18 protein-coding genes are annotated in these 26,149 nt (G+C 55.4%); 12 read left to right on the top strand and 6 right to left on the bottom strand.

What is annotated here, in order from left to right; all coding sequences use genetic code 11:
• The first annotated feature begins 276 nt into the window (after nt 1–276).
• Nucleotides 277–2,040: a GmrSD restriction endonuclease domain-containing protein gene (locus tag EI185_RS10885; protein WP_124705181.1), complete on the top strand. Its 1,764-nt coding sequence runs from the start codon at nt 277–279 to the stop codon at nt 2,038–2,040.
• A gap of 8 nt (nt 2,041–2,048) precedes the next feature.
• Entirely contained in the window at nt 2,049–2,804 is a 756-nt protein-coding gene (locus EI185_RS10880) for an HNH endonuclease (protein WP_124705180.1), read from the top strand.
• 57 nt (nt 2,805–2,861) lie between these two features.
• Here EI185_RS10880 and EI185_RS10875 read toward each other — a convergent pair whose 3' ends face one another.
• From EI185_RS10875 to atzD, 6 genes are all read right to left on the bottom strand, one after another.
• The gene (locus EI185_RS10875; protein WP_124705179.1) at nt 2,862–6,704 is read right to left on the bottom strand and encodes a helicase-related protein; all 3,843 of its coding nucleotides are present in this window, start codon (nt 6,702–6,704) and stop codon (nt 2,862–2,864) included.
• On the bottom strand, nt 6,697–8,427 hold the full coding sequence (locus tag EI185_RS10870; protein ID WP_124705178.1) for a hypothetical protein: 1,731 nt from the start codon (nt 8,425–8,427) through the stop codon (nt 6,697–6,699). Before EI185_RS10870 ends, EI185_RS10875 begins: the two co-directional genes overlap by 8 nt.
• Nucleotides 8,428–8,439: 12 nt before the next feature.
• A complete protein-coding gene (locus EI185_RS10865; RefSeq protein WP_124705177.1) occupies nt 8,440–9,819 on the bottom strand; it encodes a hypothetical protein in 1,380 nt (459 codons plus the stop codon).
• 3,799 nt (nt 9,820–13,618) lie between these two features.
• Nucleotides 13,619–14,185 carry an LOG family protein gene (locus EI185_RS10860; protein WP_124705176.1) on the bottom strand — a complete coding sequence of 189 codons (567 nt, stop codon included), beginning with the start codon at nt 14,183–14,185 and terminating at the stop codon, nt 13,619–13,621.
• Between the two features lie 27 nt (nt 14,186–14,212).
• The gene (locus EI185_RS10855; RefSeq protein ID WP_223247791.1) at nt 14,213–15,670 is read right to left on the bottom strand and encodes an amidohydrolase family protein; all 1,458 of its coding nucleotides are present in this window, start codon (nt 15,668–15,670) and stop codon (nt 14,213–14,215) included.
• Nucleotides 15,671–15,773: 103 nt separating this feature from the next.
• Complete coding sequence (gene atzD / locus EI185_RS10850) at nt 15,774–16,880, bottom strand: cyanuric acid amidohydrolase (RefSeq protein ID WP_124705175.1); 1,107 nt, start codon at nt 16,878–16,880, stop codon at nt 15,774–15,776.
• Nucleotides 16,881–17,107: 227 nt separating this feature from the next.
• Here atzD and EI185_RS10845 point away from each other — a divergent pair, with 227 nt between their 5' ends.
• From EI185_RS10845 to EI185_RS10800, 10 genes are all read left to right on the top strand, one after another.
• Nucleotides 17,108–17,995 carry a LysR family transcriptional regulator gene (locus EI185_RS10845; RefSeq protein ID WP_223247790.1) on the top strand — a complete coding sequence of 296 codons (888 nt, stop codon included), beginning with the start codon at nt 17,108–17,110 and terminating at the stop codon, nt 17,993–17,995.
• A gap of 727 nt (nt 17,996–18,722) precedes the next feature.
• Nucleotides 18,723–19,805: a BMP family ABC transporter substrate-binding protein gene (locus EI185_RS10840; RefSeq protein WP_223247789.1), complete on the top strand. Its 1,083-nt coding sequence runs from the start codon at nt 18,723–18,725 to the stop codon at nt 19,803–19,805.
• 28 nt (nt 19,806–19,833) lie between these two features.
• Nucleotides 19,834–20,904, top strand: coding sequence for an adenosine deaminase (locus tag EI185_RS10835; RefSeq protein WP_223247788.1), 1,071 nt, complete (start codon nt 19,834–19,836; stop codon nt 20,902–20,904).
• Nucleotides 20,905–20,922: 18 nt separating this feature from the next.
• The gene (locus EI185_RS10830) at nt 20,923–21,669 is read left to right on the top strand and encodes a GntR family transcriptional regulator (protein ID WP_124705174.1); all 747 of its coding nucleotides are present in this window, start codon (nt 20,923–20,925) and stop codon (nt 21,667–21,669) included.
• 328 nt (nt 21,670–21,997) lie between these two features.
• The gene (locus EI185_RS10825; protein WP_124705173.1) at nt 21,998–22,186 is read left to right on the top strand and encodes a DUF4089 domain-containing protein; all 189 of its coding nucleotides are present in this window, start codon (nt 21,998–22,000) and stop codon (nt 22,184–22,186) included.
• Nucleotides 22,183–23,571: an AtzE family amidohydrolase gene (locus EI185_RS10820; protein WP_124705172.1), complete on the top strand. Its 1,389-nt coding sequence runs from the start codon at nt 22,183–22,185 to the stop codon at nt 23,569–23,571. Before EI185_RS10825 ends, EI185_RS10820 begins: the two co-directional genes overlap by 4 nt.
• Before the next feature lie 20 nt (nt 23,572–23,591).
• Nucleotides 23,592–23,975, top strand: a complete 384-nt coding sequence (hpxZ, locus tag EI185_RS10815) for an oxalurate catabolism protein HpxZ (protein WP_124705171.1) — start codon at nt 23,592–23,594, stop codon at nt 23,973–23,975.
• A 55-nt stretch (nt 23,976–24,030) separates the two neighbouring features.
• Nucleotides 24,031–25,050 carry an ABC transporter substrate-binding protein gene (locus tag EI185_RS10810; protein WP_124705170.1) on the top strand — a complete coding sequence of 340 codons (1,020 nt, stop codon included), beginning with the start codon at nt 24,031–24,033 and terminating at the stop codon, nt 25,048–25,050.
• Nucleotides 25,051–25,053: 3 nt separating this feature from the next.
• Complete coding sequence (locus tag EI185_RS10805; RefSeq protein ID WP_124705169.1) at nt 25,054–25,836, top strand: ABC transporter permease; 783 nt, start codon at nt 25,054–25,056, stop codon at nt 25,834–25,836.
• Nucleotides 25,837–25,838: 2 nt separating this feature from the next.
• Nucleotides 25,839–26,069, top strand: a complete 231-nt coding sequence (locus EI185_RS10800; protein WP_223247787.1) for an ATP-binding cassette domain-containing protein — start codon at nt 25,839–25,841, stop codon at nt 26,067–26,069.
• Nucleotides 26,070–26,149 lie beyond the last annotated feature (80 nt).

Here is a 26,149-nt window from a genome sequence, read left to right as displayed (position 1 = left end):
CGCTACGTTAAAAACGCTTCCTCATTCCTGGCCGCAGTCCGCATACGCTGCTTGGTGCTTTGGCTCGCTATCTCGTGACGACACTATCTAGCTTCAACTGGTTGTCATTCAGAGGAGACCCTGGCAAAAAGCTCGAGATGAGTTTGGCTTTCTTGTCACAGAGCCTGATGACGTGGAGGGTATCTACAGTGATGGCATGGAATTGCTTAGACAGGGATATGCTCATCCTGACAGGAGCAAAGGGGCTGACTCTAAAATACAAATAAGGGACAACAGATGATGGACACTCTATTCAAGGAGGTCCATTACACCCTTGGCAATCTGATCGGCGATATCGGCTTGGGCCGAATTGGCCTGCCAGACATCCAACGGCCTTTCGTGTGGTCGAATGCCAAGGTTCGCGATCTGTTCGATTCGATGTATCGCGGCTATCCAGTAGGGTATTTCTTGTTTTGGCAGACCGGAGCCGAGGGCGTGGATACCAAGGTCATTGGAGATGACAACAAGCAGAAGGCACCATCACTGCTGATCGTTGACGGGCAACAGCGTCTGACTTCGCTCTATGCCGTTATCCACCGCGAGGCTGTACTACGCGAGAACTTTGAGCGCGAGCACATCCGCATTGCATTCCGGCCACAGGACGGCAAGTTTGAGGTGCCGGACGCGACGACCGAGCGCGACCCAGAATTCATCCTCGATGTCTCGGGGCTGTTTGCCAAACCCACGCACAAGACGATTGGTGATTATCTGAAGCGGCTAACGGCGGCGCGGCCTGTGTCTGAAGAAGAGGAAGAGCGAGTAGCGGAGGCCATTGGCCGTCTGTCTGGGCTGACCACCTTCCCGTTCATCGCGCTGGAACTGTCGCAGACCTGTACCGAGGAACAGGTGGCGGATGTGTTCGTGCGCATCAACAGCGAGGGTAAAAAGCTCAATCAATCGGACTTCATCCTGACACTGATGTCGGTGTTCTGGGACGAAGGCCGCTCGCAACTCGAAGCCTTCTGCCGTGATGCCAGACGGCCCGCGCCGGTAGGGCGGGCGAGCCCATTCAACCAGATATTCCAACCGGACCCGGACCATCTGCTGCGCGTGGATGTGGGCGTGGCGTTCCGGCGTGCCCGGCTGGAGCATGTGTATTCCATCCTGCGCGGCAAGGATCTGGCCACGGGGCAGTTCAGCCAGCAGCAGCGCGATAGTCAGTTCAGCTTGCTGCGCCAGGCGCAGGTGAGGGTGCTTGACCTGACGTACTGGGCAGATTTTCTGAATGTGGTTCGCAGCGCGGGCTATCGCAATGAACGGCACATCAGTTCCATCAACGCTTTGGTTTTCGCTTACCAGCTTTATTTACTTGGGCGAACCGAATTCAAGGTGGAGGGGTTTGCCCTGAAGAATGCGGTGGCCCGCTGGTTGTTTATGTCGCTCCTGACCGGGCGGTATACAAGCTCACCCGAGTCCAGAATGGAAATGGATCTGGCAGCCTTGCGAGAGGTGACTTCGGGCGAGCAGTTTCTGGATCGGCTAAGCCAGGTTGAAGTGGCGACCCTGACCGATGATTACTGGACCAAAACGCTCCCGATGGACCTGGCGACTGCGGCAGGGCGTAGCCCCGCTCTGTTCGGATTTTATGCGGCACAAACGCTTTTAGGCGCGCGGGCACTCTTTTCCAAGAATCCGGTTTCTGACCTACTAGACCCACCTGCGCAGGGGCAGAAAAAATCCCTGGAGCGGCATCACCTGTTCCCGAAAAAGTACCTTAAGACGATTGGTATCGAAGGGGTTCGGGAGACGAATCAGATCGCTAATTACACATTGGTGGAGTGGGACGACAACATTGCCATATCCGACGATGCGCCCGATAAGTACTGGCCGGTGTACGCAAAGCGATTCAGTGACGAGGAATTGGACCAAATGCGCCGTTGGCATGCGCTGCCCCAAGGGTGGCAGCATATGGGTTACCAGGCGTTTCTTGATGCAAGGCGCCCACTGATTGCCGGAGTGATTCACGCGGGCTATCAACGGCTGTGTGGACAGGCTGACTGAGGCCCGTAATGAACCCGCTTGAGCACACCCGCCTGGAAAAAGCCCTGGCTGACCACGGATTTGACCTTACACCAGTACTGGAGGATGGCTGGCTGCTGGGGCGATCCACTCAGCATCCAGTCGCTGTCCGCCTACGGCAAAACCTGGACACTTCGATCACCCTTTCGACGAGCGATAGCTCGCTTCAGGCGGCCATGGCCAAGGAGGAGCTGCTGCGGGCCGCTGGGGCAGCCACCAACACCTGGGAATTCCACTGCCCGGACTATCAAAGCTTTTATCGCGTTCTCGGCCGCTATGCAGCGCTGGCACGGAGTCTGCCGAACCGAGTAGCGGAGCGCTTCACCAAGGCTACGGCGAAATTACCCAAGACGACTGAGGCCGAGCGTATGGTGGTGCAGCGCATCGGCCAGAACCTGTTCCGTGAGGCACTCATTGACTACTGGCAAGGCTGTTGTGCGGTTACAGGGCTGAATGTGTTGCAGTTGTTACGGGCGTCCCATATCAAACCCTGGGCGGTGTGCGCCAGTGACGAAGAGCGCCTGGATGTGTTTAATGGCCTACTGCTGGCCCCCCACCTTGACGCATTGTTTGATGGGGGATGGATATCGTTCGCTGACGACGGTTTGATGTTGCTGTGCGATGCACTGGGCGAGCAAACTCGAAACAAGCTAGGGTTGTCTGCCTTGACGGGACTGAGTTATGTCTCCGAGGAGCATCTTGGTTATCTTCGATACCACCGCGAATGTATTCTTAGGGAAAAATGATTCGTAGTAGTAGCCTTTCGCTAACATCTATTAATCGCTGGGACTATGGTTTGCATTTCAGCCATCCTGGCTGTCAGCTAATAGCAACGTATTTAGCAGGTTCAACTCACTGGATGCCATGAAATATCGGTCATCGAAAACCAAGTCGAGCTTCAAAGGATTTGTCTGGCCAACCCCTGCCGCCCAAGGGAACCCATCGTACCGAGGGATCGCGGGCATCACGGCGGCACTGGAGGATAACGCCCCTCCCAATCCCTCACGCCATAGGCCTGGTTCAGAGAGAGGTTTAACACGGTCATCCTGCTCACCGGTTCGGGTGACAAATTGCGAATAAGCCGCCGGCATGGATATCCAGGTGTTGGGGGATTTAAGCTCCTTGATCGTACTGAACTCATTGGCGGCATCCGGTTTTTCACGTGCCAGCAACCGAAAAAGGTTGGCGGCAGGCACGCGCAAGGCACTTGGAAACGCTCGGTTCTGGTCAATATCCCGCAGCTGCATGAACAACTTTCTCGTCATCTGCTTTTCTTGTGTGACATGCCCCTCGAAGGAAAACACCTCTCGTTTATCAAAGTGTGACCAGTTCTCAAGCAGCAGCGGGCCGGAGAAAAATACATGGTCCGACACCATTGGCCTACCCATCGTATGCGGTAGTAGCCAGGCGACAGGCGCACAGGTTTGCTGCACAAACTCACTCGCCTCCTGACCCCGTACAAAAGAAAACCCATCCGTTTTGTTCCTCGCGGTGGCTGTCAGGCGAAAGCGCGAAAATAACTCGATTACGCTTTCTTTTGCATTCGATACCAGCCCTGCCAGTTCTTGGCTCGGGCTGCCGCGCACAAACGTCTCGGCTTCGCTTACAAAGTCGACAACGTACTGGCTCATCAAGCCCATGAGCTCTTCTAACCCAACCGCACCTACCGGAACCAAGGCCAGCGACTGCTTCAGCCCCGCGTCTCCGGTGATGCGGGTGTAAATGGTGGCGCGCAACATCACCAGCAGGGTTAACAGATCCAGGGATTGGCGCAGCCACTGCCGCTTGTCCATTTGCTCTTCATGCACCAGAAAGTCGTCGATCAGCATCACCAGTTTTCGGGGGGTGTGGTCGCCGGACTGCTCCACGCCGTTTTCATCGCGGTACATGCCGCGCCCACGGTAAATCAGCTGGGCCACCTCCATGAGCGAGCTTTCAATGGAGAAGCGCGGGATGGCCGCAATAATCACATCCGTCTTCGGAAAGGACACCCCTCGCGCCCCCGACGAGGTCATCAGGAACACCTTGATGCTATCCCGGGTGGCTTCTTCCAGAAGCTGCTTGCGGCGCCAGCCGGGTACGGAGGAGTCCAGAATGGCGACGTTATCGTCGTGTAACCCGGCGTTTTTATCGAATGCCAAGAGTCGGCGCATTTCTCGCAGAAATATCTTATTCTGGGCGAAGTAGATCACTTGGGTAGAGCCAGCCTGAACAGCGCGCAACACCTCAGCCACTGCTTTATTGACCAGTAGTTCCTCGGATACACGACGGATCGCGCGCCGCGGTGTCTCCAGCAAGCCCTTGTCGTCTTCCTCGATCTTTACTGCAGACAAGTTAACCTTGTACTGGATGGACAGGGAGCTGGCGGGGAAGCTGTTGGTCATTACGTGTAGCATCGGATAGCGCCCACTGCCCAGTCGCACCTTGGTGGTCGTCAGCCGGAAGGGTCGCACGCCTTCGGAACGGGAAACCAACACCTTGTCCGGTGTCCGATCGCCTGCATTCAGGTAGCGATCCAGCACGACTTCGTTGCCCAGTGAGGCATCCGATACCACCAGCACAACCTTGAAGGGAGAGACTTCATCGCCGAAGGGTTCGATGAACTCCTGCTCCAGCCACTGGGTGACTGCGTGCACGAACGGCGCCCCAGCACCATCGCCGGCCAATTCGTCCACCATGACGATGATCTCTGGCATTCGTTTGGCGAACGCGCGCCTTTCCTCTACCCCGGCCCGGCGATCTGCCGGGTTCTTGAACAACCGGGACAGCGCCTGGATGGTGGTCTTGCCACCCCCCTTATCGCGGAACCCTTGCAGCGCTGCGGTCAACACGGTTCGTTCCACGCCGGGATTCAGCGCGAGCAGGTCCCGGGTGGTCAGGGCCATGCCTGCGAGAACCCCCAGCAGGGCGCGCTCTTGCACGATGTCCTCGTTTTCGGACAAAGTGGTTTTAGAGAGGCGGGAGCCGGCATGGGCGGCTTCGATTTCTCGCTCCTGCTCGGGATCAAGAATCAGCACGCTACCCCTCGGCTTAACCAAGTCTGCCACCCCATCCACCACCACCGCGCCATCGATATGGCGGCGCTCATCTCGGCCAGCCTTAACCTCGCCAAGGTGCCACCGTTCTGCGGAGGCAATCAATTGCGCGTTGGTGGTCACGGTCAGAATGCCGGTGGGAGCGCCATCCTTGCGCGCCAGTTTTTCCGTGACATCCCGATTGATGACCACGCGGGGGCTGACGTACAGCAACAAGTAGCCCGTCTGCTGTGCACCCAGGTAGCGTGTCACCGCAGTGGTCTTGCCAATGCCCGGGTTTCCTTCCAGGCCAATCGTATTGATTCGCCCCTGTTTCGCCGCCGTCATCGCGGCAATAATGGTAGCGGCATGCAAGTCGCGCAGGGGAACCTCTGTTTTGCTTCCCAGTGCGTTGGCTACTGCCTGCTTGGCCGGCTTCCCAAAATAAGTTTCCAGGTCGGGGGATTCGTCCACCAGTGCCAAGGCCTCAGTGATCGGGAACAGTTGCATTGGATTGGCAAATGCTTTGACCTCCTCCTCAAACTCGAGAAGGTAGTCCTCGCCCGGTTGAGGCATTGCACGAAGCGCTTTCAAGCCGGCATGCAGTTCCTTGGGCAGGCGGCGGAACAGCCCGTTAAACACCCCCTCGACCGCGGCGGCCAAGCCGGCTTCATCCCCGTCACCCAGTTTCTTAACATTGCGATACGCGGACCCGAGTTGCTCCATCAGGGCAAAACGGGGATCCTTTGTTTCGCCTGGGACAAACCGCGCAGCCAAGCTCTCCAATCCATTGGGGGTGATCGCCAGCGCTCGAACCACGCACGGCCGTGAGAGTAAGCCTTTGGCGTCAAGCAGCTTGACCGCCGATTCAGCGTAAGCCGAACCCTGGCAAAGTTTGTAAAAGGGTTTATTGTCCGAGGTCAACGCGCCCAGATGGGTTTTGATATCGTCCGATAGCTCAAAATGCTCTTCGTCCACCTCTGCGGCAACCCGTGCGAACACTCCGCGCGAGTCCACCAGCCGGCGGTACCGCATCAGTTCGGCCAAATGTGCCTCTTCTTCCCGGTAATCCCCGATCTCGCCGGGCATATCGTACGAATATTCCTGCACCAGCAGGTGGTCTTCAGCATGGGTTCCGGAGAGCCAAAGCAGAAAGTCGGCGTTGGCTGGCATGCCTTTCTCCCCGAGCACGGGATCTACGATGCCGGGCAGTTCCAGGCAGGTATGAACGGCAGACAACGCAGCTGCTCGTTCGGCCTGCACATTCCGCGGGCCGGGCAAGGTAAGGGGACGCCACAGCGCGCGAACGCTGAGCTGCTTTAAGCCTAATGGGCGCTCCAGCTTACGCAGATACTCGCGCATGGCGGTATAGCCTAAGCCGTAGGCGACGACGGCTATGTGCTGAGCGGTGGAGCGGACGTGTTCCACTACCGTCTCGTCCAGGATACCCAGATGCTGAATCATGGCGCCATAGAGCGTGGATAGCCGGGTTTTTCGCCAAGGCAGCAGGTCGGGGCTGTTCAAATCGATCAAGCCCTTGTCCGCCAGGCACGCAAGCACCCCGCGCTTGACCAGCACTTCATAGGCTTGGCCCCACAGAACCGACTGCTGCTGAAAGGACAGCTCACTCATGCTCAGCCTCCCGATGCAGCACCTTTGTGACGTGGGCCAATAGGGCAGAGAACGACAGCAGCACGGCACCCTTGTTGCGCCGGGTTAGCATTTCCAGCTCTCCGGCGGATCCCGTTGTGACGGGCGTGGCCCAATCAAAGGGATCCAGGACGGGCAGCAGTTGATCCTTGGAGGCCAGTTTTTCGCTCTCAAGGTAATGCAGCGTGCGTAGCAAACCGGTAATGGAGTCACGGACGCCTTTGCCGGCGCCAAAGCCCCGGATATTCTGGCGCACCGTTTCCGCCCACTCGAAGTTGGTCAGGCGCTGGTCACTGTCAAAAAAGTAGGTGCAGAATCCCGACTGGGGACGACCTTTCTCCCCGACCACTGCAAGCGTGGCAAAGGTGTAGACCGGCATCAGGCTGCGCAACAGGTCTTTCACCTGTGCGTCATAAATGGCCTGGTGATCAGCAAAGGACAGCACCTCGAATCCGCTTTCCGTGTTGAGCCGCTTATGCAGGCGGGTGGCTGGAAACACATCCCGTCGCAACGGATAGAGGTAGACGTCTGGAAAGCGCTTGGCCGCTTCTTCCAGGAACTCGAATGTCCCGTGGGGCGAATGCCGTTCTGCTGCGCGGCCAATATGGCGATTTCCAAAGTGATGGGATAGCAGCACGATATGCTCGTAACCCGCTGTGCGTAGGCGCGCAATCTCCTCCAAGATCAGCTGTGGCTCCCGAAATGCCTTTCGGGTGTCCACCAGGCGCGATTGCATGCGATCCCGCCTCACCTGGGCTTTTTCTCCAGTGCGATCGGCACAGTAAGTACGCGAGACAAACAGGAAGCCATCGGCATCCGGATACAGCGGGTGCGTATCGCAGGGTCGGGTGGCATAGGAAAGCAGTGCAACCTTGTCCAGGGATCCGGCTGTCGAGGTGTGCAGCGGAAATCCGCCTTCCAGTGCGGCCACGGTACCGCGTTTACGGTAAACCTGCGTGCTGGCGCTGCCACCAGTATGGAACCCCTGCATCTTTACGGGCAGCTCGCGGGCTAGCGCGTACTCCATCGCATGCGCGAAAGCGTACACGGCGGAATTGCCGTCCGACGATTTTGCCTGGTGGTCCCCGGGTTGCAGGCGGAGCATGACCATGGCGAGCGCCTGCAGGCCTTCCATCCGTTTCAGCCGGCGCGTGATCTCCCACAACACTAAGTAGGAGACCAGGGTTGCTGCCGCGCAGACCGAGGCTCGGGTTTGTTCCAGGTCTGCTTTGTCGTGTTTCTTGGACTGACTCAGCGACAGGGCTTTGATGTCGTATTCCAGATCGATCCCGGGACCTGCATTAAATGTCATGGACGTGGTATCTTCCTCCCCCCAGCTGCCATCGCTTTTGTCGTATTGAAACGGGATCAGCCTGACCAGTAGCGCAGGCGCTTCAAGGTCCCGGACCATCGGTACTTGTGTGGTGGATCCGGTGGGCATGATGGAGCGTTCAACCAGGCTGGTTTCTACCCAGTAGGAGGCGAGTGCCCCGGGGACTGAAGCCGGTTCGTCCGTGATGGTCAGTCGTTCGAACCATGCAATATTTTCGGCACCCTGCGGGTTTGAGACCAGGACTTCCGTGCTGGTCGAACTCATGGAGAGTAGCGCCGGCCAGTCAATGATGTTGTTGTGAACCGACACATACAGCTTATCCGCCGTTCGGTTGGTCGCATCCACAAGCTGTGCCGACTTGGATTGCAGCACATGCACCAGCTCCTACGCCAGCTTGTCCATCACGGCTTCCCGCTGGCGTAGAGAATCCACTAGCTGTTCAATCGCTTCAACCGGTTTGGCTTTGAGTGCTTTCGCGATAGCCTGTGCTTTTTCCAGGAGATTTTCCGGGGTCTGCGCCTCCATGGAGTCAGGCACCACCAGGCGAAGGAACACCAGCTCTGCGAGGGCTTTTTGCCCATGTACGTTGGGACTTGGTTCGCTTAGCAGTCGCTCGGCATGCCGCGCGATTCGGCTGGCATATGCACTCTTACCAGTTTCTGGATTTTGGCCGTTAATTCGAAAGCGGTAGGATACCTCGCGCGTAGTTGCGAAGCCGTTTTCCGGCTCTACGCGGGCTTCGAATAGCTGTATCGACCATTCTGGCCAGACCGGCAGCGCCCGGTAGAATAGAGCTTTACGCAAATGTTCGGCGAAGTCGCTGCTATTGCGCTGGCCGTACACGCTGCTCACATCCAGAAGCAAAGCTTCGCCCGCCGCTCCGCCAAATAGGTTAAAGCAGGCGTTCACGCGCTCAACATAGGCCTTCAACCCTGGCAGGCGGCTGTGCGCGGCTACCGCAGCCATTAGCCTGAAGGTAACCTGTAAACGCACTCGGGACAATGCTTCGTCATCAAGAAACTCCAGAAAGCGGCGAATTTGGCTGCCCGGCTGGTTTCTCTGGGAACGCAGGGTATCAATAACGCCGTTGATTTCCTCTTCCTGGATATCATTGGAGGCGAATTTACGTCGCACCCCTGTCAGCATTTTCTCTAGCCAGTCCCGGCCTTCGATGGTCTCCACTGCGGTCAGTACACGGGCAATGTCTTTTTCACGTTCTGCCGCCTTCCTGCCGGGGGGTGCAAACCCGATAGCGGTGAGGTGCGCGGATGCCGGGGGAACCGGGACATTCACTTGCAAGTGTTTGGCGAGCGTGGCTCTCAAGGTTTGAATATTCGGGGACACCAAAGAGCGGAGGTCCGCGTCCGAACAGGCCTGGTCAATTGCCGCAGAGATGGCTTCCTGCAGCTTCTTGATGCCTGTGGTCGTGGCAGCCTCGCTCCCCGGCAGGAGCCTGCCTCCCAGCTTGGCGGTACAGTACTTTGGAGGGAATTCGATGTCGCGCAGGAATCCGCTCTCATCGCCGGCCTTCATGGTGGCTTGATTCCCCGGCTGCCGGTAGAGACGGTTCAGCACGCCACGCAAGTTCACATGAAGCTGCTGAGCTTCGGCATCGAACCGCAGCAGAGAGAAGCCCTCAGCGCGCGCAGCATTGGCATTGGCCGGGATAGTGGCGGCCAATAAGCTGCTCAGGGTTGCAAGGTCTAGAGAGGGCGTACGAGCGCGTGCGGATATACTTGCACCGCCCAAATTGGGTGTGTTCATAGGTCAGTCCTTTCTGGCTTAGTGCCACTTCACCTACACCTACTCGACCAAATAGGAGGTGGATTCATCTTTTGCTACCGCAGTATATGTAGGAAATTATAAAGTTATCCACATTTAATTACGGTGTAGTGATATTTGGTGCCATAATTGGCACTTATATGTGGTTTAACCGTGAATTCATAAGGATAGCCGGGAGAGTTTGCTTGGACTTACCTTCAAGAACAAATAAAGACGTTTGCTCCTTCCTGGCCTCTCGGATTCGCTCTGAGCGCACCCGCCAGGGGTTCTCACAAGCAGTAATGGCCGAAAAATCCGGGATAGCACTACGGACCTATAAGCGAATCGAATTGACCGGATCGGGAAGTATTCAGAACCTGATTGTCATCTTGCGCACGTTGGGGAGAATTAGGGCGGTAGAAATGCTATTCCCGTCTCCTGTCGCCAGCCCTCGTCCCACCCTTGTCGAGCGCACCCAGATGATTGCCGAAGCTGCGCAGAAGAGACGTAAATGAGACAAAAATATGGTCGGATCATATACTTGGACATAAGGCTTCAGCTAAATAAGCATTCTGGGCGCCTACAAGAGACTGAGCTACTACCTACTAAATTGGCGGTAGCTCCGTTTCCTCGTGGCAGCCGATGTACGGACGGTGGGCCCGAGGCAATAAACGGACTAGCATCACTGAAACCTGGAACGAGCCAAAAGCTCTGGTTGTACTCCTTACCTAGGTGACCATTCTGCTCCCAAACACCCGCGTCGAAATTCGGCCAACAAAAGCCAGATGCCGGCCGCTACGTAGTGCTTCGCGCATTGCATCGTGCCGAGGTTACCCGGCGATCTGCAAGAAAAAAGCTACCGCCCGCCATCCGCTTCCCACCACCCTGGCCCGCTTTTGAACTTCATGTGTATTGTTCCTGCGGATCCTGGCGCACCTGCCGCCAGCACCGCTAAGTATCGCTGTACCGGGGTAAGAGGAACACTCGCGTGAACGTCAGGGGGAACCCCGTTCTTCCCCTGCTGCGCAGGTACAGCGCGCCCACCGGATTTGACCTCCGCGGCAAGTCTCGACCCCAGCAAAAACTACCGCAGTTGCGCATCCCGCCGCCGCAGTTGCGGTGCATCGAGCGCCCAGTTGAGCTGCACCGATTCCGTCTGCCCCGGCCCCGGTTTGCGCTCGCCGGCAGCCACTCAAGCCCTGGGTAAGACCCCCAAACCCGAACGCCCCGCGCGCTCCGCCCAACCATCGCTCTCGGCGATTGCTTGACCGCAGCACCTAGGATTACCCGGAAAACCCGTGTCTGAATTCGGCCAAGAAAACAGGAGAAACCTCGGTCAATGAGCATCCACGTAGCGCCTGGAACTGGGCGGTAGCCCGGTGGAAGGTGGCCTCCGCCAAGGCTCGCGCCGACCCCTGCAGCTCCCGCCAGTCCCTCGGCCGCCGGCTGACTGCGGTCTCTCGCCCACGACCCACCATGTCGACTACGTACTGCATAGTTTCCCCGAAGCCGCCTTCAGCGCCCCGACCCCATCCATTACCCCTCGCCAAAACCACCGCAGTTGCGGTGCCTCGGGCGCTAAATGGAGCTACCGCGATCCCGTCCGCCACCGCCCTCGGTTTGCGCCCGCGCGCAGTCAGCTCCCGGTCTGTCATGCTACCCAACCCCGAATGCCCCGAGGGCTCCACCTCTTCATCGCTCGCTGCGGTTAATCGACCACAGCACCCCCCCCGTGTCAGAATAGATGCCCCCGAAAAACCGCACATCGAAATGCGGCCAAGAAGAGCAGGGGACCCGCCCACGCCATGCCACGACACGGGTTATCCTGAGAGCTCGCCAACGGGGCTAATCCACCCACCGAAACCGACTGCGGAATGGATTATCCTGCCAGCCGTAGCACACCAAGTAGCGCCTGGAACTGGGCGGTAGCCCGGGTGGAAGGCGGCGGTAGCAGGGGGTTGGCCAGCGCCCCCCAGCAGGTGAACCAGGAGGGGGTTTGAGCGCCCCCGTGACGACCTGTCGACTACGTACTGTGTGCATGCGGGAGCCCCCAGTGCTTCCCCCGCTACGCGGGTCCAGCACGCCGGATATAATCACTCCGGAAGCAGGGGTTGAGCGCCCAGACCCGCCGTGTCGACTACGTACTGGGAGAGCGTGGGTGCCCCAAACGCCCGAGGGAACCCCAGGCGGCTTACCCCGCTACGCGGGCCCAGTGCGCCCAGATGATCAGCCTACGGTAGTGATTCCACCCACGCCCAACCACGCCGGAGAACCCTCGGCCGCCACGAAAACCGCCCACGCCCGAGGCCCCAACCAGCGCCAGAACCGCTACCGCGCCCACCCCCACGGCGCCCGATCAGCGCACCTGGAACAGGCCGGTAGGGCAGTGGAAGGTGGGGCTGTACCCTCACGCCCGGGTGTGCCCAGGCCCCACCCTCGACCTCGATTTGTGCGGATAACGTCGGGGTAACCTCGGTGCTTCCCCTGCTGCGCAGGTCCAGCACGAACGCCCGGGGATCCCTGCAGCGCCCGCCCCAACAGCTTTCTGGTATGTGCCTACGCCCGAGAATTCCCCGGGCGGAGGAGGGCGCGCACCGTCACCGCGGCAGTCAATCTCGCCGACAGCAGAGGGGAAAACCACACCCCCAGGCAGACAAATTAGCGCATGTAACTGACCGAAGGGCAGTGGAATGCGCGACACTACCCACGTACGGAGGGGCCACTCTCGGGCGCTAGCAGAGCAGTCCGCCGTGTCGACTATGCACTGCGGTGCCGGAGGTATCGGGGGATTTCGAGGGGAGTTTTCAGGTACATCCGGCGCTGCCAGTGTGTGCCGAACGCAGGAGAGGAGCAGGGCGTAAAGGGGGCAATCGAGGCAGCGGGAGACGCCTGGGTCGACTGTCAACAGCGTGCGGTTTCACCCGCAAGGAGAGGGAGTACTGCGCACAATCGGGTGTGGATCACCGTACCGGAACAGGCAACATCAGGGGCAATCCCACCGGCAAATAGATGCCCTGTACCGATCGAATACGACCGCTGCCGCAGGTGTTCCGTGCGTAATCTACCCGCAACTTTTGAACAATTCCGCAGCAGTAGTAGCCTACCGCGCAAGCTGCTCCGTTTGAACTGCTCTCCCGTTATTTCTTACCTCAAGCGCGCGAGCAAGGGCCATCCCAGCGGGAGGGAAAACCACCAAACGTCCCGGCACACAGACAACCGAAAGGCAGCATTTAGCAAGCGAAAGCGCGCGTTATGCTGCGGGTTCCCCGACTGTTTCATGCGCAAGCGATGGGCAATCCCATCTGAGTCAGTGACCACAATTAGTCTCCGCCACGCCCAACTCGAAGCGCGATTGTCGTTCGTGTGCCGGAGCCAAAGTGCCCCGATCAAGCCACTGATGACCATCTGTTTGCTGCAATAATCTACCAAGAAAACACAGACGGTGTGCCCAAGGTAAACGCCTCGATTTATGGGATTTCATGAGAAAACAAAAATGGCCTAGGGGGGGTCTCCAACATTATAATAAAATCATATCCCCTCGTCCGATCTGCAAAAAATCCGCAGGGGGTCAGGGTGATTTCGGCAAGGGGTAAATCTTCGTGTTTTGTTAGTGCTTTGTATGCACAGAATCTGTACCTGAACCTGTGTACGATTTCGTGCATCGTTGCGCGCATGAAGCAGTAACGTCACCAAACCTTTTATTATAGATACCAACCCTAGTCAAAGTGCTTACCCTTGTTTAGAGATACGTTTATCGGTGGTAAGATTAGTTCTCAAAGAGCCCATTCATTAGACAAAAACTTCAAAGCCATTTTGGCACTGTAATGGGTCTATAGTTTTCAAAGGCGGCCAGCAGTGCAACGGAGTTCGATTCTACGACGATCATGTCACGCTGCGCAGGGGGCAGGAATTGTTCGTCGATCATGCGCTGGATCATACCGATTAAAGGATCGAAAAAACCGCCGACATTGAGTAGCCCCAGCGGTTTTTGGATGCCTTCCAATTGCGCAGTTCCCCAAACTTCAAAGAGTTCTTCGAGTGTCCCTATGCCACCCGGTAGTGCTATGTAGGCGTCGCCGATTTCGGCCATGCGTGCTTTGCGTTCACGCATGGAGCTGACGATTTCGATGGTTTCAAGATTTGGGTGTTGATGGCCTCGGTCTACCAGTCGCTGCGTGATCACACCATGAACGGTGCCGCTGGAAGCGAGTACTGCATCGGCCACTATACCCATCAGCCCTTTATTCGAGCCGCCATAGATCATGGTGATGTGGCGCGAGGCGAGCACTTTTCCGAGTGCTTCGGCTGCTTGACGATAAATGTCGCCACGTCCGAAATTGGATCCGCAAAATATTGTTATTGATTTCATTGGTTGCCCCGATAGAAAAATACACAGCTAGCAGCAACCCAGATGATGCCCGCGTAAATAAAATGGTTTGAGCGCCAGATCCAGCTCTTGCACCGTTCGGCGCCATGTGTCATGCGGGTCGATATTTGCCCGCAACTCTGCCAGCAGTTCATTCATCATGGACGGATAATCGATCCCGGTCAGCCGCCCATTGTCGACAATTGTGTTGCCCGCCACGATCACTTTGCTGATGTGTTGCGCGCTGGCGCGTGCCAGCACGAAATCGAATACCTCGACATCGTCGAAAATCCGATCGTCCATCAATGCATGTCCATCCAGTATCAGCAGATCTGCCAATCCGCCGGTGGCAATCCCGCCATTGTCGGTAATACCGCTCACTGCGTAGCGTCCATGCCGACAGGCAATTTGCCAGGCGTGTGCAGCAGAAACTGTAGTTTCATAGCCCCAACCCTTGTGCAGGTGATACAGCAGCCGCAGTTCGCGTAGCGCATCGTCATCTTCATCGAGCGCCAGTCCGTCCAGCCCCATCGCGACCTTGCAGCCGTGCTCCAGCATGGTTGCGACCGGTGCGATTCCGGAGCGCAGGCCCAGGTTTGAGCTGGTGTTGACCACGATAGTCGCCCCGCTGGCTGCAATCAGTTCCAATTCTTCGGGCCGGCAATAAGTGCAATGCGCAAGCGTCAGCCTCGGACCCAGCAGGCCGATGTCGCGCAGATACGCAACGATACCGTCAGGAAAAGCACGGTCAGCCCATTCGCGCTGATAGCGTGTCTCAAGCAGATGCATATGTATCTGGCGCCCATTGCGGGCAGATGTCTCTGCAATCAGCGACAGCAGTTCGGGCGAGCACCATTGCACGCCAGTCGGCCCGTACTGTACGTTGAAGCCGGGACCGTGGCAGGCTTGAGCAATCTCATCGGCAAGAGCGAGTTGCTCGTGTGGCGGCAGCGGAGATGCATCCAGCCGCGACTTGACCGCTGCACGAATTTCCACAGGAAGCTGATTCAGCGTCGATGCTGTGTCTGCATATGTGACAGAGTGGCGATCGCGCATGGCTACCGCAAAACCGGCATGAACGCCAACGTCGCGCGCGGCACGAGCCACTGCGCGTGCTTCACTGACCGGATCGGTGAGTCCCTGCGGGCGTGTGTAATGCATCATGATGCGGCCCACACCGTGCAGTGCCGAGCGTCCCAGCGAAGTGGCTGCAGCCCGGTAGGCATCTACTCCGGGAATGATGCCGAGGTAGAACAGCCATGATTCGAGCGGCTTGTCGAACGCCCCCAGTGCACTGGTACGGAATGCGCGCGCATGGTCGTGCGCGTTAGTCAGGCCAGGCAGTGCAATCAGGCCGTTGCCGACTGGCCTCAGCGCTATGACGCTGGCAATGCTTCCCGAGTCTACGAGAATTTCCGCGCCGCGTTGTTCCGTTTGCTTACCCGGATGCGCGAGCAGCCAGTCGACCTGGATGGATTTAGATGGCACACGGCTCTCCTATTGCTCTATTTTCGACAGGCGATACGCCTTGGCTGACAAACAACTACGCTTGATGATATCGCCCGGTGTCAGTTAGTAGAGGCAGACCGGTTCAAATACGGGCAATGATGGCGAACGGTCCGCCGCCCGGGGGGCCTTGATGCTCGGCACCGCCCGATACATAAATCGCAGTTTGTCCGGTCACAGACGCGAGAACTGCGCTGACTGCAGCGCGCGCATGTCGGGTCGAATTGATATCGGAGTCATTCAGCATGGTATGCCGTACACCTCTTATTTTGCCATCAGGGGCGGCTTCAGCCTTGGCGAAAATATTGACCACGCGTTCGCTGATAGCTTCGCGCCCGCTCTCCATATCGAATCCCATCCGGCCAGATAGACAGGCTCTGATATTGTCGGTGTCGATCGCATCGACCATCACGCCGTGATCAATCACGTACGGACTGATTGCAGAGTTGCTCATGCCCATCAGGATAATAACGTTGCTGTCGAGCTCGATCCCGGCGGAGGTCGAGGCGACACTGGAGTAGTGTGCCCAGTCGCGACCGATCATGTCGTTGGTCAGCGCTACGGCGTCTACTTCGTTCAAAGCCAGCGCAACACCGAGCGCAGAAGCGGCGCGTGAAATCCCCATTGATTCGTAGCTGTCGTGTGTGACTGGAGACATGCCGCGCGCCAGCGCGTCGGTGATCTTGGCTGAGGTTAGCAACGGGCACTTGATCTGAACGAAATGTACGTCTGCGACGTCAACGATCCCCGCATCAGCCATCGCTGCCTGCACCGCACGTGCGGTTTCCTCAATCTGGACCGTCGTACCGATTTCTTCAGGCAGGAAATTGCGCGTGAAACCGATGCCGAGCGCCAGCCGTTTCTGGTTCAGAGCAGGCTGGCTGGACAGTTGCGAGCGGGTGAATATTGTAAAATTCGGTGATAGCACACCTTCGGTGCCGCCTGACATGACGAACGCGATACGCTGCGCCACCTGTTCAGCCGATGCGCCAAGATAAGGCGCCAGCAGGGAGCACCAAGCATGCGTTGCGTATTCGCGTGTAAAATCGTTAACGCAGCCGTTGCCTTCTGTTTTTCCGAGCACGGCAACGATGTGGGCCGGATCAATGCGGCCGGATTCAATCAGCGATCGCGCTTCGGTCAGGTCGCCCGGCCCGCCGCATAAAATCTTGTACACACCTACATTTTGCAAGGTGGCTCCTAAATTATCTGCCTGGTAGTGAACTGTATGGTATTGATGTCGCCAATAATTACATCGACCTGATCCCGCATCAGTAGCTGTTCGCCAAGGCCAAGCGTCATGTCAGTAGATGCCTAGTATCATGATTGTTATCAGCGCCTCGAATCCAGTGTTATATTTTCACTGTACCGTTCGTTTTTTCGCAACACTCCAGGGCTATTGCTGTGCCTCTTCCCTATTTGCGCATTTTTCGTTATATCGATGAAATCGCCCGCGTCGGCTCGATACGCAAGGCGGCAGAATCCCTTTTCATTACGCCGTCTGCGCTGGACCGCCGTGTACAGGATCTTGAGGAGGAATTAGGTGCCGAGTTGTTTGAACGGCATGCCCGCGGTATGCGCCTTACGGCTGCCGGTGAAATCTTTGTTCATCATGTGCGTGCGCAGCGTGCTGATTTCGAGCGAGTACGTAGCGAGATTGAAAATTTGAAGGGATTACGCAAAGGGACGGTTTCAGTCGCGGCCAGCCAGGCCATGGCCTTTACTGTATTGCCGGAAGTGATGAATCGCTTTCGGCAAGTGAATCCCGGCGTCTCGTTTATGGTCAAGATTTGTGACCATGCTTCAGTCGTCAAGGCTTTGCGTGAATTCGAAACCGATCTTGGCGTGGTCTACAACATCCCGAAGTCCGCTGATATTGCCATACAGTTTGAGGTCGAGCAGCGTCTGTGCGCGGTGATGGCCGAGAAACATCCGCTGGCCCACGCCAATACGGTGAAAATGCGCGATTGTCTGCGATACCCGCTCGCCCTGCCGGATAGCACGCTGGGTGGCCGGATACTGCTGGAAAACTATTTCGCGCACAGCTCTCTTAAACCCAAGATCGTACTGGAGTCGAATTCTTTTGAAATGCTACGCAATTTTGTTCGCTCGAATGATGCGGTCACATTCCAAATCCAGATCGGGGCTGAACTCGATCAGGTCAAGGACGGATTGATTGCCCGTCATATAGAAGATCGCAGCCTGGCTAGGCAGTCGTTGAGCGTCGCGCAACTGAAAGGTCGTCCACTGCCGTTACCAGCTTTGCGTTTTATGTCCATGCTGCGCGATGCGTTGACTGGTAAATAGCGATACGGATCACTTTTCTTGCTCAAGATCTTCCCCGTTAGCATTTGGCGCATTTCGTCCAGGCTGGCAGCGCCATTAGCGTCCTGCTGCTCGTAAAACCATTCTCGGTCACTAATCAATACAACACCTTGCTTCTAGATGAGATTGGCTTATATGCGGATTTTCAGAGTCACTTGCTGGAAAAAGGTGTTCATAGGCAATCCAGCGTATACAAAATATTTTGCCTGCCGAGGCTCAATACAATTTAAATCGTATGCACTATTATCGTGCAGTCTGGCCTGCATTGGGCTACGTTATGGCGCATAGAAGCTGAATCAGCAATATTTCCAGAAAGAGCTGTTCATGCAACCCATTGATTTATTTTGATCTGGAATTTTGGCATGACGTTTGCGTTGTACCCAAAAGTCTGATTACTTGGATTCAACTTTGGTGTTTATTTTGAGCCTATTTTTGACTCTCAGATGTGTTTTGTTGGCGTATTCAGACTAATCCGTGTAGTCGCAATTTATGTTGAGCCTCTATCAATTAATCATGGTTATGGGAGTGTCACAATGAAAAAGGAAGCAAACTTGTCAAAATATTTTAAAGAGGTCTGATTCTGATTATCTGTTATGCGTTGCTTGCATTGGGTCAGCCCACAGTAGCGGTGGACTTCCAGTTGGGTTGGTTCTTGATATGAAATCAGGATGTATGCACCATTGAACATACAAATAGAAGGGTTCGCACAATGATGACAAATTTTAATTTGAAGATGTTGTTAGCCGGGTTTGCTTTTGTAGCAGGAGTCGCTGTAGCCAATGCGGCTGATACGCCTCTAAAAGTAGGGTTTGTTTATGTTGGCCCAGTGGGGGATGCCGGTTGGACTTACGCTCATGATCAAGGGCGTATCGCTATGGAGAAAGCTCTGACTGGTAAAGTCAAGACGACTTATGTTGAAAATGTGCCTGAGAGTGCCGATGCAGAACGTGTGATCAGGCAGCTGGCGGCCGATGGAAACAAAATTATTTTTACTACTTCCTTCGGGTTTATGAATCCTACGTTGAAGGTAGCCCAGTCTTTTCCCAATACAGACTTTGCTCACGCAACTGGTTACAAGATGGCCAAAAATGTGGCTATTTATCAGGCACGCTCTTGGGAAGGTGCCTATATGTTGGGTGTGCTAGCTGGCAAAATGACCAAGAGCAATATCTTGGGTTTTGTCGGTTCTTATCCTGTTCCGGAGGTGATCCGTAATATTGATGCGTACACTCTGGGTGCGCAGAGCGTGAATCCGAAGATCAAGACCAAAGTTATATGGGTCAGTAGCTGGTACGATCCTGCACGTGAGCGTCAAGCAGCAGAAACAATGATCGCTCAGGGGGCGGATGTGCTCAGTCAAAATACCGATTCCCCTGCGGTAATCCAGACTGCAGAAGAAAAGGGGGTCTATGCGTTTGGCTGGGACTCCGATATGGCCAAATTTGGACCCAAGGCTCAGCTTGTAGCGAGCACTTTGAATTGGTCGCGTTACTACACCGACTCGGTCAAACAGGTGTTGGCTGGTACCTGGAAACCTACCGACACGTTGTGGGGTATGAAAGAAGGTATGGTGGTTTTGACACCGCTTAGTTCAGCGGTACCTCCCGCTGTTGCCAAGTTGTTTAATGAGAAAAAACAGGCAATCATAGACGGTAAGCTTATGCCTTTTGCAGGCCCGATTAAAGATCAAGCCGGAATTGTGAAAGTAGCCACCGGCGCAGTAATGCCGCTGAAAGAGTTGATGTCCTTAAATTTCTACGTTCAAGGTGTCGAAGGTTCTATTCCAAAGTAGTTTACGACTCAATGTAGGCACTTGACGGATGGAAAACTTTATCCATCCGGTTTTTAGAAACTGTAAAAATATGACTTTGTCTGAACTTGAAAATAGAGGATTCATCCGCTCTCTGCCCAAGGCAGAATTACATTTGCATATTGAAGGGACGTTGGAGCCAGAAATGGCTTTTCAGTTAGCCCGAAAACATGGCATTCAGCTACCTTATAGAGACGTAGACGCGTTGCGAGGTGCTTACAGCTTTTCAAGCCTGCAATCCTTTCTAGATATTTATTATCAGGGGGTGCAGGTGCTGCAGGATGAAGATGATTTTTACCAGCTTACACATGCGTATCTTCAGCGAGCACATACGGATGGCGTTGTGCACGTTGAAATATTTTTTGATCCGCAAAGCCATATGGAAAGAGGAGTTTCACTATCTGTAGTTTTCGATGGAATCACCAGGGCTCTTGAGGGTGCCGAACGCGAGTACGGCATGACCTATCGTCTTATCCCCTGTTTTTTGCGGCATTTAAGCGCGGAAGCTGCTATGCAGACTTTGGAAGCGTTACTACCTTACCGCGATTATATTTGCGCTGTGGGTCTTGATTCCAGTGAGGATGGTCACCCTCCCTCCAAGTTCACCCAGGTTTTTAATCGTGCGCGTACTGAGAATTTTTTAACGGTGGCGCATGCTGGTGAAGAAGGCCCGCCATTGTATATTTGGGAAGCACTGGATAATTTGAAGGTGTCGCGCATTGATCATGGAGTAGGCTGTGAAGTTGATGATGCGCTGTGTGAACGTTTGGCGCAGGAACGTATGCCGCTTACGGTGTGTCCAGCGTCCAATATCAAGTTGGCTATCTTCAAGAGCATGGAGGAACATAATCTCAAACGATTGCTCCAGCGTGACTTATGCGTCACGGTTAACTCAGATGACCCTGCGTATTTCGGTGCTTATATTGTGGACAATTACCTCGCAGTCCAGCAAGCCTTGGATTTGTCGCGAGAAGATATAATTAGTCTTGCACGTAATTCTATCGAGGCCTCTTTCCTTGCCGAGGCCGAGAAAGTTTTTTGGTTAGGCAAACTGAAGGTTTTGAATTATGCGGTAAGCTGAAATCACAGGAGGATTCCAATGAGTAAGGCCGTCTCCAGCGGAAATGGCGAGAATACGGAGCCTGAAATTGCGTCGCCCCGTTTGGGCGCAAGAGATGTCTACCATCGCATTAGGGAAATGATCCTTTCTTTCGAGCTCTATCCTGGAACCCGGGTGACAGAAACCGAACTTGCCGATCTGTTTGGTGTGAGTCGCACTCCGATTCGGGAGGCTTTGCAAAAACTCGAGGTCGAGGGCTTTCTTTCCGTTCGACCGAAGCAGGGTTGCTTTATCCGGGATCTGGATATTGAAGAGTTGTCTGAGTACTACAGGGTTCGCATCACACTTGAAATGCTGGCTATAGATACCGCCTGCATTATGATGACGACCAAGGAGTTGGAAGAACTCGCCCAAATATGGAATCCGGAAAAGTTGTCGGCGATCGAATCCGGACTTGGTAGCATGGACGAGAAGGACGAAGACTTTCATCTGGCCATTGCCCGCGGGAGTGGCAACCGCGTCCTGGTGAACTATCTGTGCGACATCAACAATCGCATTCGCATCATCAGAAGGATGGACTTTACTGATTATGACCGCATAGGCCGCACCTATCGTGAACACTATGCGATTATTCAGCATCTGCTTCAGCGGAATGCGGAAAAAGCGAAGATAGAGCTTCGTATGCATATTCTGCGCAGCGAAGAATTTGCCAAGACGCTTACTCTCACCCAATTGGCACGCCGTAAATCTTTTGCCAGGAAATTCCCCCAAGCCTTCGATAAATAAGATATAGGTGCACAATTTTCACGCGCCTAGGCTATGGTCATCTCAAATTTCCATGCACCAATATTTGGCAGGTGCTCAGTTGATTGCCCCGTTCTGTTGCCTTTCTGTAATGTCCATTTTTACTTACTGATCGTCTGATGCTTGTTTGGCAGCGTTTCATCGCGTGTCGCGCATGGGCTGCTGGATTATGTCTTTAGCATAATTCAATGGCACAGACATTGCTTGATGTATGCAATGTTGAATATTTCTGTATGAACCAGGAAGTACAAATGCTCAGAGGTTCGCATCAGAGGTCTCCAAAACAACCGAAACGCATGAGGTTTTATTTATGCAACGCGATCTTCTTGATATGGCTACTTTCGTTACCCAGGCAGCCGCGGCCAACGGCATCTCATTAGACCCGGAACGCCATGCGCAGGTCGTCGCCACACTCCTGCGAGTCGAGGAAATGGCTGAACTCGTAATGGCGTTCGATTTACCCGATGACGTTGAAATCGCCCCAGTGTTCGCGCTATGAACTACGCATCCCATAATGCTGTAGACACCGCACGCAGCGTACGTAGCGGCCAGACTAGTGCTGCTGATGTGGTGCGAGCAGCAATCACGCAAATTGAAATGGGAAACGATAAGATCAATTGTTTTACGCAAATCACGCGTGACAGAGCGCTTGCGGAGGCGGCCGCTGTCGACCAACGGATCGCCGCCGGCCAGGATCCTGGTCCGCTCGCTGGTGTGCCCTATGCAGTGAAAAATCTCTTCGATGTGCAGGGGTTGCCTACCCTCGCGGGTTCTAAAATTAATGCCTCCGAGCCGCCTGCAGTGACGGACGCCATGCTTGTGCGGAAACTGCGAGCGGCCGGTGCAGTATTGGTCGGCACCTTGAACATGGATGAGTATGCCTACGGTTTCACCACTGAGAATAGTCACTACGGAGCGACCGCCAATCCCCACGACACAAGGCTCATCGCGGGTGGTTCGTCGGGTGGGTCGGCAGCAGCCGTTGCAGCCGGAATGGTCCCGATCACCTTGGGATCGGATACGAACGGCTCGATTCGCGTTCCATCTTCCCTCTCGGGTATTTTTGGCCTCAAGCCCACCTATGGCAGGCTCAGCCGGGCGGGTGCCTTTCCTTTCGTCGGCAGCTTGGACCATGTTGGCCCGTTTGCCCGAACTGTCGAGGACTTGGCGCTGGTTTACGACCTCCTCCAGGGGCCGGACCCGGAAGATCCAGCTTGCCGGCAAAGACAGCCGGAACCTTCGATTCCGAACCTGAATGCAGGGATCTACGGATTGCGTGTGGCCGTGGCAGGAGATTATTTTGAAAATGATGCAGAACCCGAGGCGATCGAAGCCGTTTCGATGGTCGCCCGAACGCTGGGCTCGACCTGCCGCATTACCCTGCCCGAGGCAGCTAGAGCACGGGCTGCCGCCTTTATCATCACCGCCTCCGAGGGAGGTAACCTGCATCTGGGGCGGCTGAAGCAGCAAGGCGCTGACTTCGATCCCAAGACCCGCGACCGCCTTCTCGCCGGCGCTTTGCTCCCTGTGGCCTGGTATATACAAGCTCAGCGTTTTCGCCGCTGGTATTACATGCAAGTCATGGCGCTATTTCAAGATGTGGACGTCATCTTGCTCCCGGCGACGCCCCGCAGTGCTACCCCTATCGGACAGGAAACCATGGTTGTCGGAGGAAAAGAAATGCTGATTCGACCTAACATGGGTATGTACACTCAACCGATCTCATTTATCGGCTTGCCTGTAGTAGTGGTTCCTGTTCACCGAACAGGCAGAATGCCCATCGGTGTGCAAATCGTGGCAGCGCCGTGGCGTGAGGAGATATGTCTTCGGGTTGCCCGAGTACTTGAGACAGCAGGTGTGGTATCCGCACCGATTGCCCACTGAACCGAAAGCCCATAGCTGTGATGGAGATTAACAAACCGGAGGTTCTGGCAGAAGTTACCCAGGCATTCTGGAGATACGAGCAGGCACTTGATCGCAATGACGTGGCTGTGCTGAATGAACTGTTCTGGGACAGTCCTCATACTCTTCGATACGGGATCACAGAGAATTTATATGGCTACCCGATGATCGCTGCTTTCCGCAGTAGCCGCCCGACTCCGGGCCATGCGCGGCAACTGAAAAACACTGTAATCACCACTTTTGGTCAGGATTACGCTACTGCGAACACGGAATTTCACCGGCCCGGTTCAAACAAAATAGGACGTATGAGCCATACGTGGCTGCGCACGGACGCCGGTTGGCGCATTGTCGCGGCCCATGTCAGTCACATGGAGTTTCAACAGTAGACATTTTCTCTGTAGGCACTGAAACTTTTCTGGCCATCACTTGTGGGGGAAGATCATGAGCAGTAAAGAACTTGAACTCTATGCAAATGTCGATCGTGTACGGCGCAGGCTACTCGGAGCTGGTGGTGCGTTCGCCGCATTCTGGGCACTTGGCGGCATATCTCCCGCTCTCGCGCAGGCGAAGCCGAAAATCCGCGTTGGTTACTGGCCGATCGCAGCGGGCTTGCCGTTTTATGTCGCTATCGAGCGTGGATTCTTCCGCGATGCCGGACTCGATGTCGAAGGAATCAAATTCGCGGGGCCACCCCAGATCGTCGAAGGCATGATCGCTGGACGCGTGGATGGTAGTGCGAACGGCACTGCGTCGGCAGCACTGGCGGTGGGGGAGTTGGCGTCGCCTGGTTTGCTGAAGATTTTCGCGTCGAATCCGAGCAACGCGAAATACGTGCTGGACGAGTTCATCGTCGCGACAGCAAGTCCGATCAAGGCGATCTCCGAACTCAAAGGTAAACGCGTCGGATCAGGTCCTGGAATCCAGAACGTCACGCTCGCGAAGGCCGTCCTCGAGAAAAATGGCGTGACCGACGCGCAGGTTATTGAGCTGCCGATAGGTCAGCATGTCGCAGCAGTCGCCGTCGGTCAGATCGACGCAGCTTACACGCTCGAGCCGACGGGCACTGTGGGCCGGCTCACAGGCACTACGCGTGTGCTCGAGGCCGGCGTGATCGCGAAGTATATCCTCGGCGATCCGTTGGCGCCTTGGTTCGGTGGATCGGCATCGCTCTCCACAGCATTCATCAAGAAGTATCCGGATGTCACGAAGCAATATATTGCTGCATATGCGCGCGGCATCGAGTATGTACGCAAGCAGCCGGCCGACGCGCGGCAATACCTGAAAGGTTACACAGCGATCGAGGGCCCACTCACTGCTGAGGTGCCACTCGCTGAGTACACGCTATACAACGAGTTCACGAAATACGATATAAAAATGTTCCAGAAATTTTTCGATCTGTTCTCGGACAAGAAAATATTTTCCGCGCGCGTACTAGTCGAGCCGCTACTTTACAAGAGTTGATCCATGTTCGAGCCATCCCGTCAGCGTTATCTGCTCGATCCCGGCCGCCTCCTGCCGGCGATCGGTCCAATCGTGCTGTTCATGCTCTGGTACGGTGTGGTCGAACTGCATCTGGTAAACCCAGTGCTGCTGCCGAGCCCATGGGCGGCGTTGACTGCTCTGCGCGATGCGATCACGAATGGCTCATTGCCGCATGATTTCTTCGCGACGCTCGCCCGCACACTGGAATCGTTCCTAATAGCGACTGCGGTCGGTGTACCGGCCGGTATCCTGTTGGGCAGCAACGAGCGTGGCTACCGTAGCGTGGAATTTCTCATCGATTTTTTTCGCTCGACGCCTTCGTCCGCGCTGATTCCGCTTTTTATGATGATTTTTGGCGTGACTGACATTAACAAAATCGCAATCGCCGCATTCGCAGCGGTACTCGTGATCCTTTTCAACAGCGCCTATGGTGTGATGAATGCGCGCAAGCAGAGAGTAATGGCAGCGAAAGTAATGGGCGCAACAAGGTTACAGATTTTCCGCGATGTGCTGATTTGGGAGAGCTTGTCGCAGACTTTCGTAGGCTTGCGTAGCGGTGTGAGCATGGCGCTTGTGATCGTGATTGTGGCCGAGATGTTCATTGGCTCAGAAAACGGACTGGGTCATCGTATTATCGATGCCCAGCAGGTTCTGAATGTGAAGGATATGTATGCATCGATTCTCGCCACAGGAATATTAGGCTATGCACTCAATGTGCTCTTCCTGATTCTAGAGAAATTCGTCGTGCACTGGAATGGGAAATAGCAATGAAGCTTGCCGACCGAATCGAAGAGTTCAAACCTTTCGTGCCAGGGCCATCTGGCACGCATATCACGCTGCGGGGTCTAACTAAATATTTTGCTGGCGTCCCATTGTACGAGAATTTCGACCTCGACATACCGAAAGGTAAAATCGTGTCAGTGTTTGGCCCGAACGGGTGCGGTAAGTCGACCCTGATCAATATGATCGCCGGGCTTGTTCCGGGAGGGTGTAAATAATTTTGTGTAAACGGTCATTAGGCAGGAGACTGCCACCTCCAAAGGAAAACCATGACCAAACGCAAAGTAGTACAGCCCGA

This window comes from Sulfuriferula multivorans (assembly GCF_003851125.1).
In the GTDB taxonomy this organism is placed as follows: Bacteria; Pseudomonadota; Gammaproteobacteria; order Burkholderiales; family Sulfuriferulaceae; genus Sulfuriferula; species Sulfuriferula multivorans.
The sequence above is the reverse complement of the archived record's forward strand: the minus strand, read 5'-3'. Positions and strand labels throughout refer to the sequence as shown.

What these genes read in the sequence shown, in the direction of transcription:
- hpxZ (WP_124705171.1), top strand. Translation starts at nt 23,592, where the DNA reads ATGGAGATTAACAAACCGGAGGTTCTGGCAGAAGTTACCCAGGCATTC.
- EI185_RS10825 (WP_124705173.1), top strand. Translation starts at nt 21,998, where the DNA reads ATGCAACGCGATCTTCTTGATATGGCTACTTTCGTTACCCAGGCAGCC.
- EI185_RS10875 (WP_124705179.1), bottom strand. Translation starts at nt 6,704, where the DNA reads ATGAGTGAGCTGTCCTTTCAGCAGCAGTCGGTTCTGTGGGGCCAAGCC.
- EI185_RS10830 (WP_124705174.1), top strand. Translation starts at nt 20,923, where the DNA reads ATGAGTAAGGCCGTCTCCAGCGGAAATGGCGAGAATACGGAGCCTGAA.
- EI185_RS10835 (WP_223247788.1), top strand. Translation starts at nt 19,834, where the DNA reads ATGGAAAACTTTATCCATCCGGTTTTTAGAAACTGTAAAAATATGACT.
- EI185_RS10860 (WP_124705176.1), bottom strand. Translation starts at nt 14,185, where the DNA reads ATGAAATCAATAACAATATTTTGCGGATCCAATTTCGGACGTGGCGAC.
- EI185_RS10820 (WP_124705172.1), top strand. Translation starts at nt 22,183, where the DNA reads ATGAACTACGCATCCCATAATGCTGTAGACACCGCACGCAGCGTACGT.
- EI185_RS10865 (WP_124705177.1), bottom strand. Translation starts at nt 9,819, where the DNA reads ATGAACACACCCAATTTGGGCGGTGCAAGTATATCCGCACGCGCTCGT.
- EI185_RS10810 (WP_124705170.1), top strand. Translation starts at nt 24,031, where the DNA reads ATGAGCAGTAAAGAACTTGAACTCTATGCAAATGTCGATCGTGTACGG.
- EI185_RS10840 (WP_223247789.1), top strand. Translation starts at nt 18,723, where the DNA reads ATGATGACAAATTTTAATTTGAAGATGTTGTTAGCCGGGTTTGCTTTT.
- EI185_RS10800 (WP_223247787.1), top strand. Translation starts at nt 25,839, where the DNA reads ATGAAGCTTGCCGACCGAATCGAAGAGTTCAAACCTTTCGTGCCAGGG.
- EI185_RS10885 (WP_124705181.1), top strand. Translation starts at nt 277, where the DNA reads ATGATGGACACTCTATTCAAGGAGGTCCATTACACCCTTGGCAATCTG.
- EI185_RS10805 (WP_124705169.1), top strand. Translation starts at nt 25,054, where the DNA reads ATGTTCGAGCCATCCCGTCAGCGTTATCTGCTCGATCCCGGCCGCCTC.
- EI185_RS10880 (WP_124705180.1), top strand. Translation starts at nt 2,049, where the DNA reads ATGAACCCGCTTGAGCACACCCGCCTGGAAAAAGCCCTGGCTGACCAC.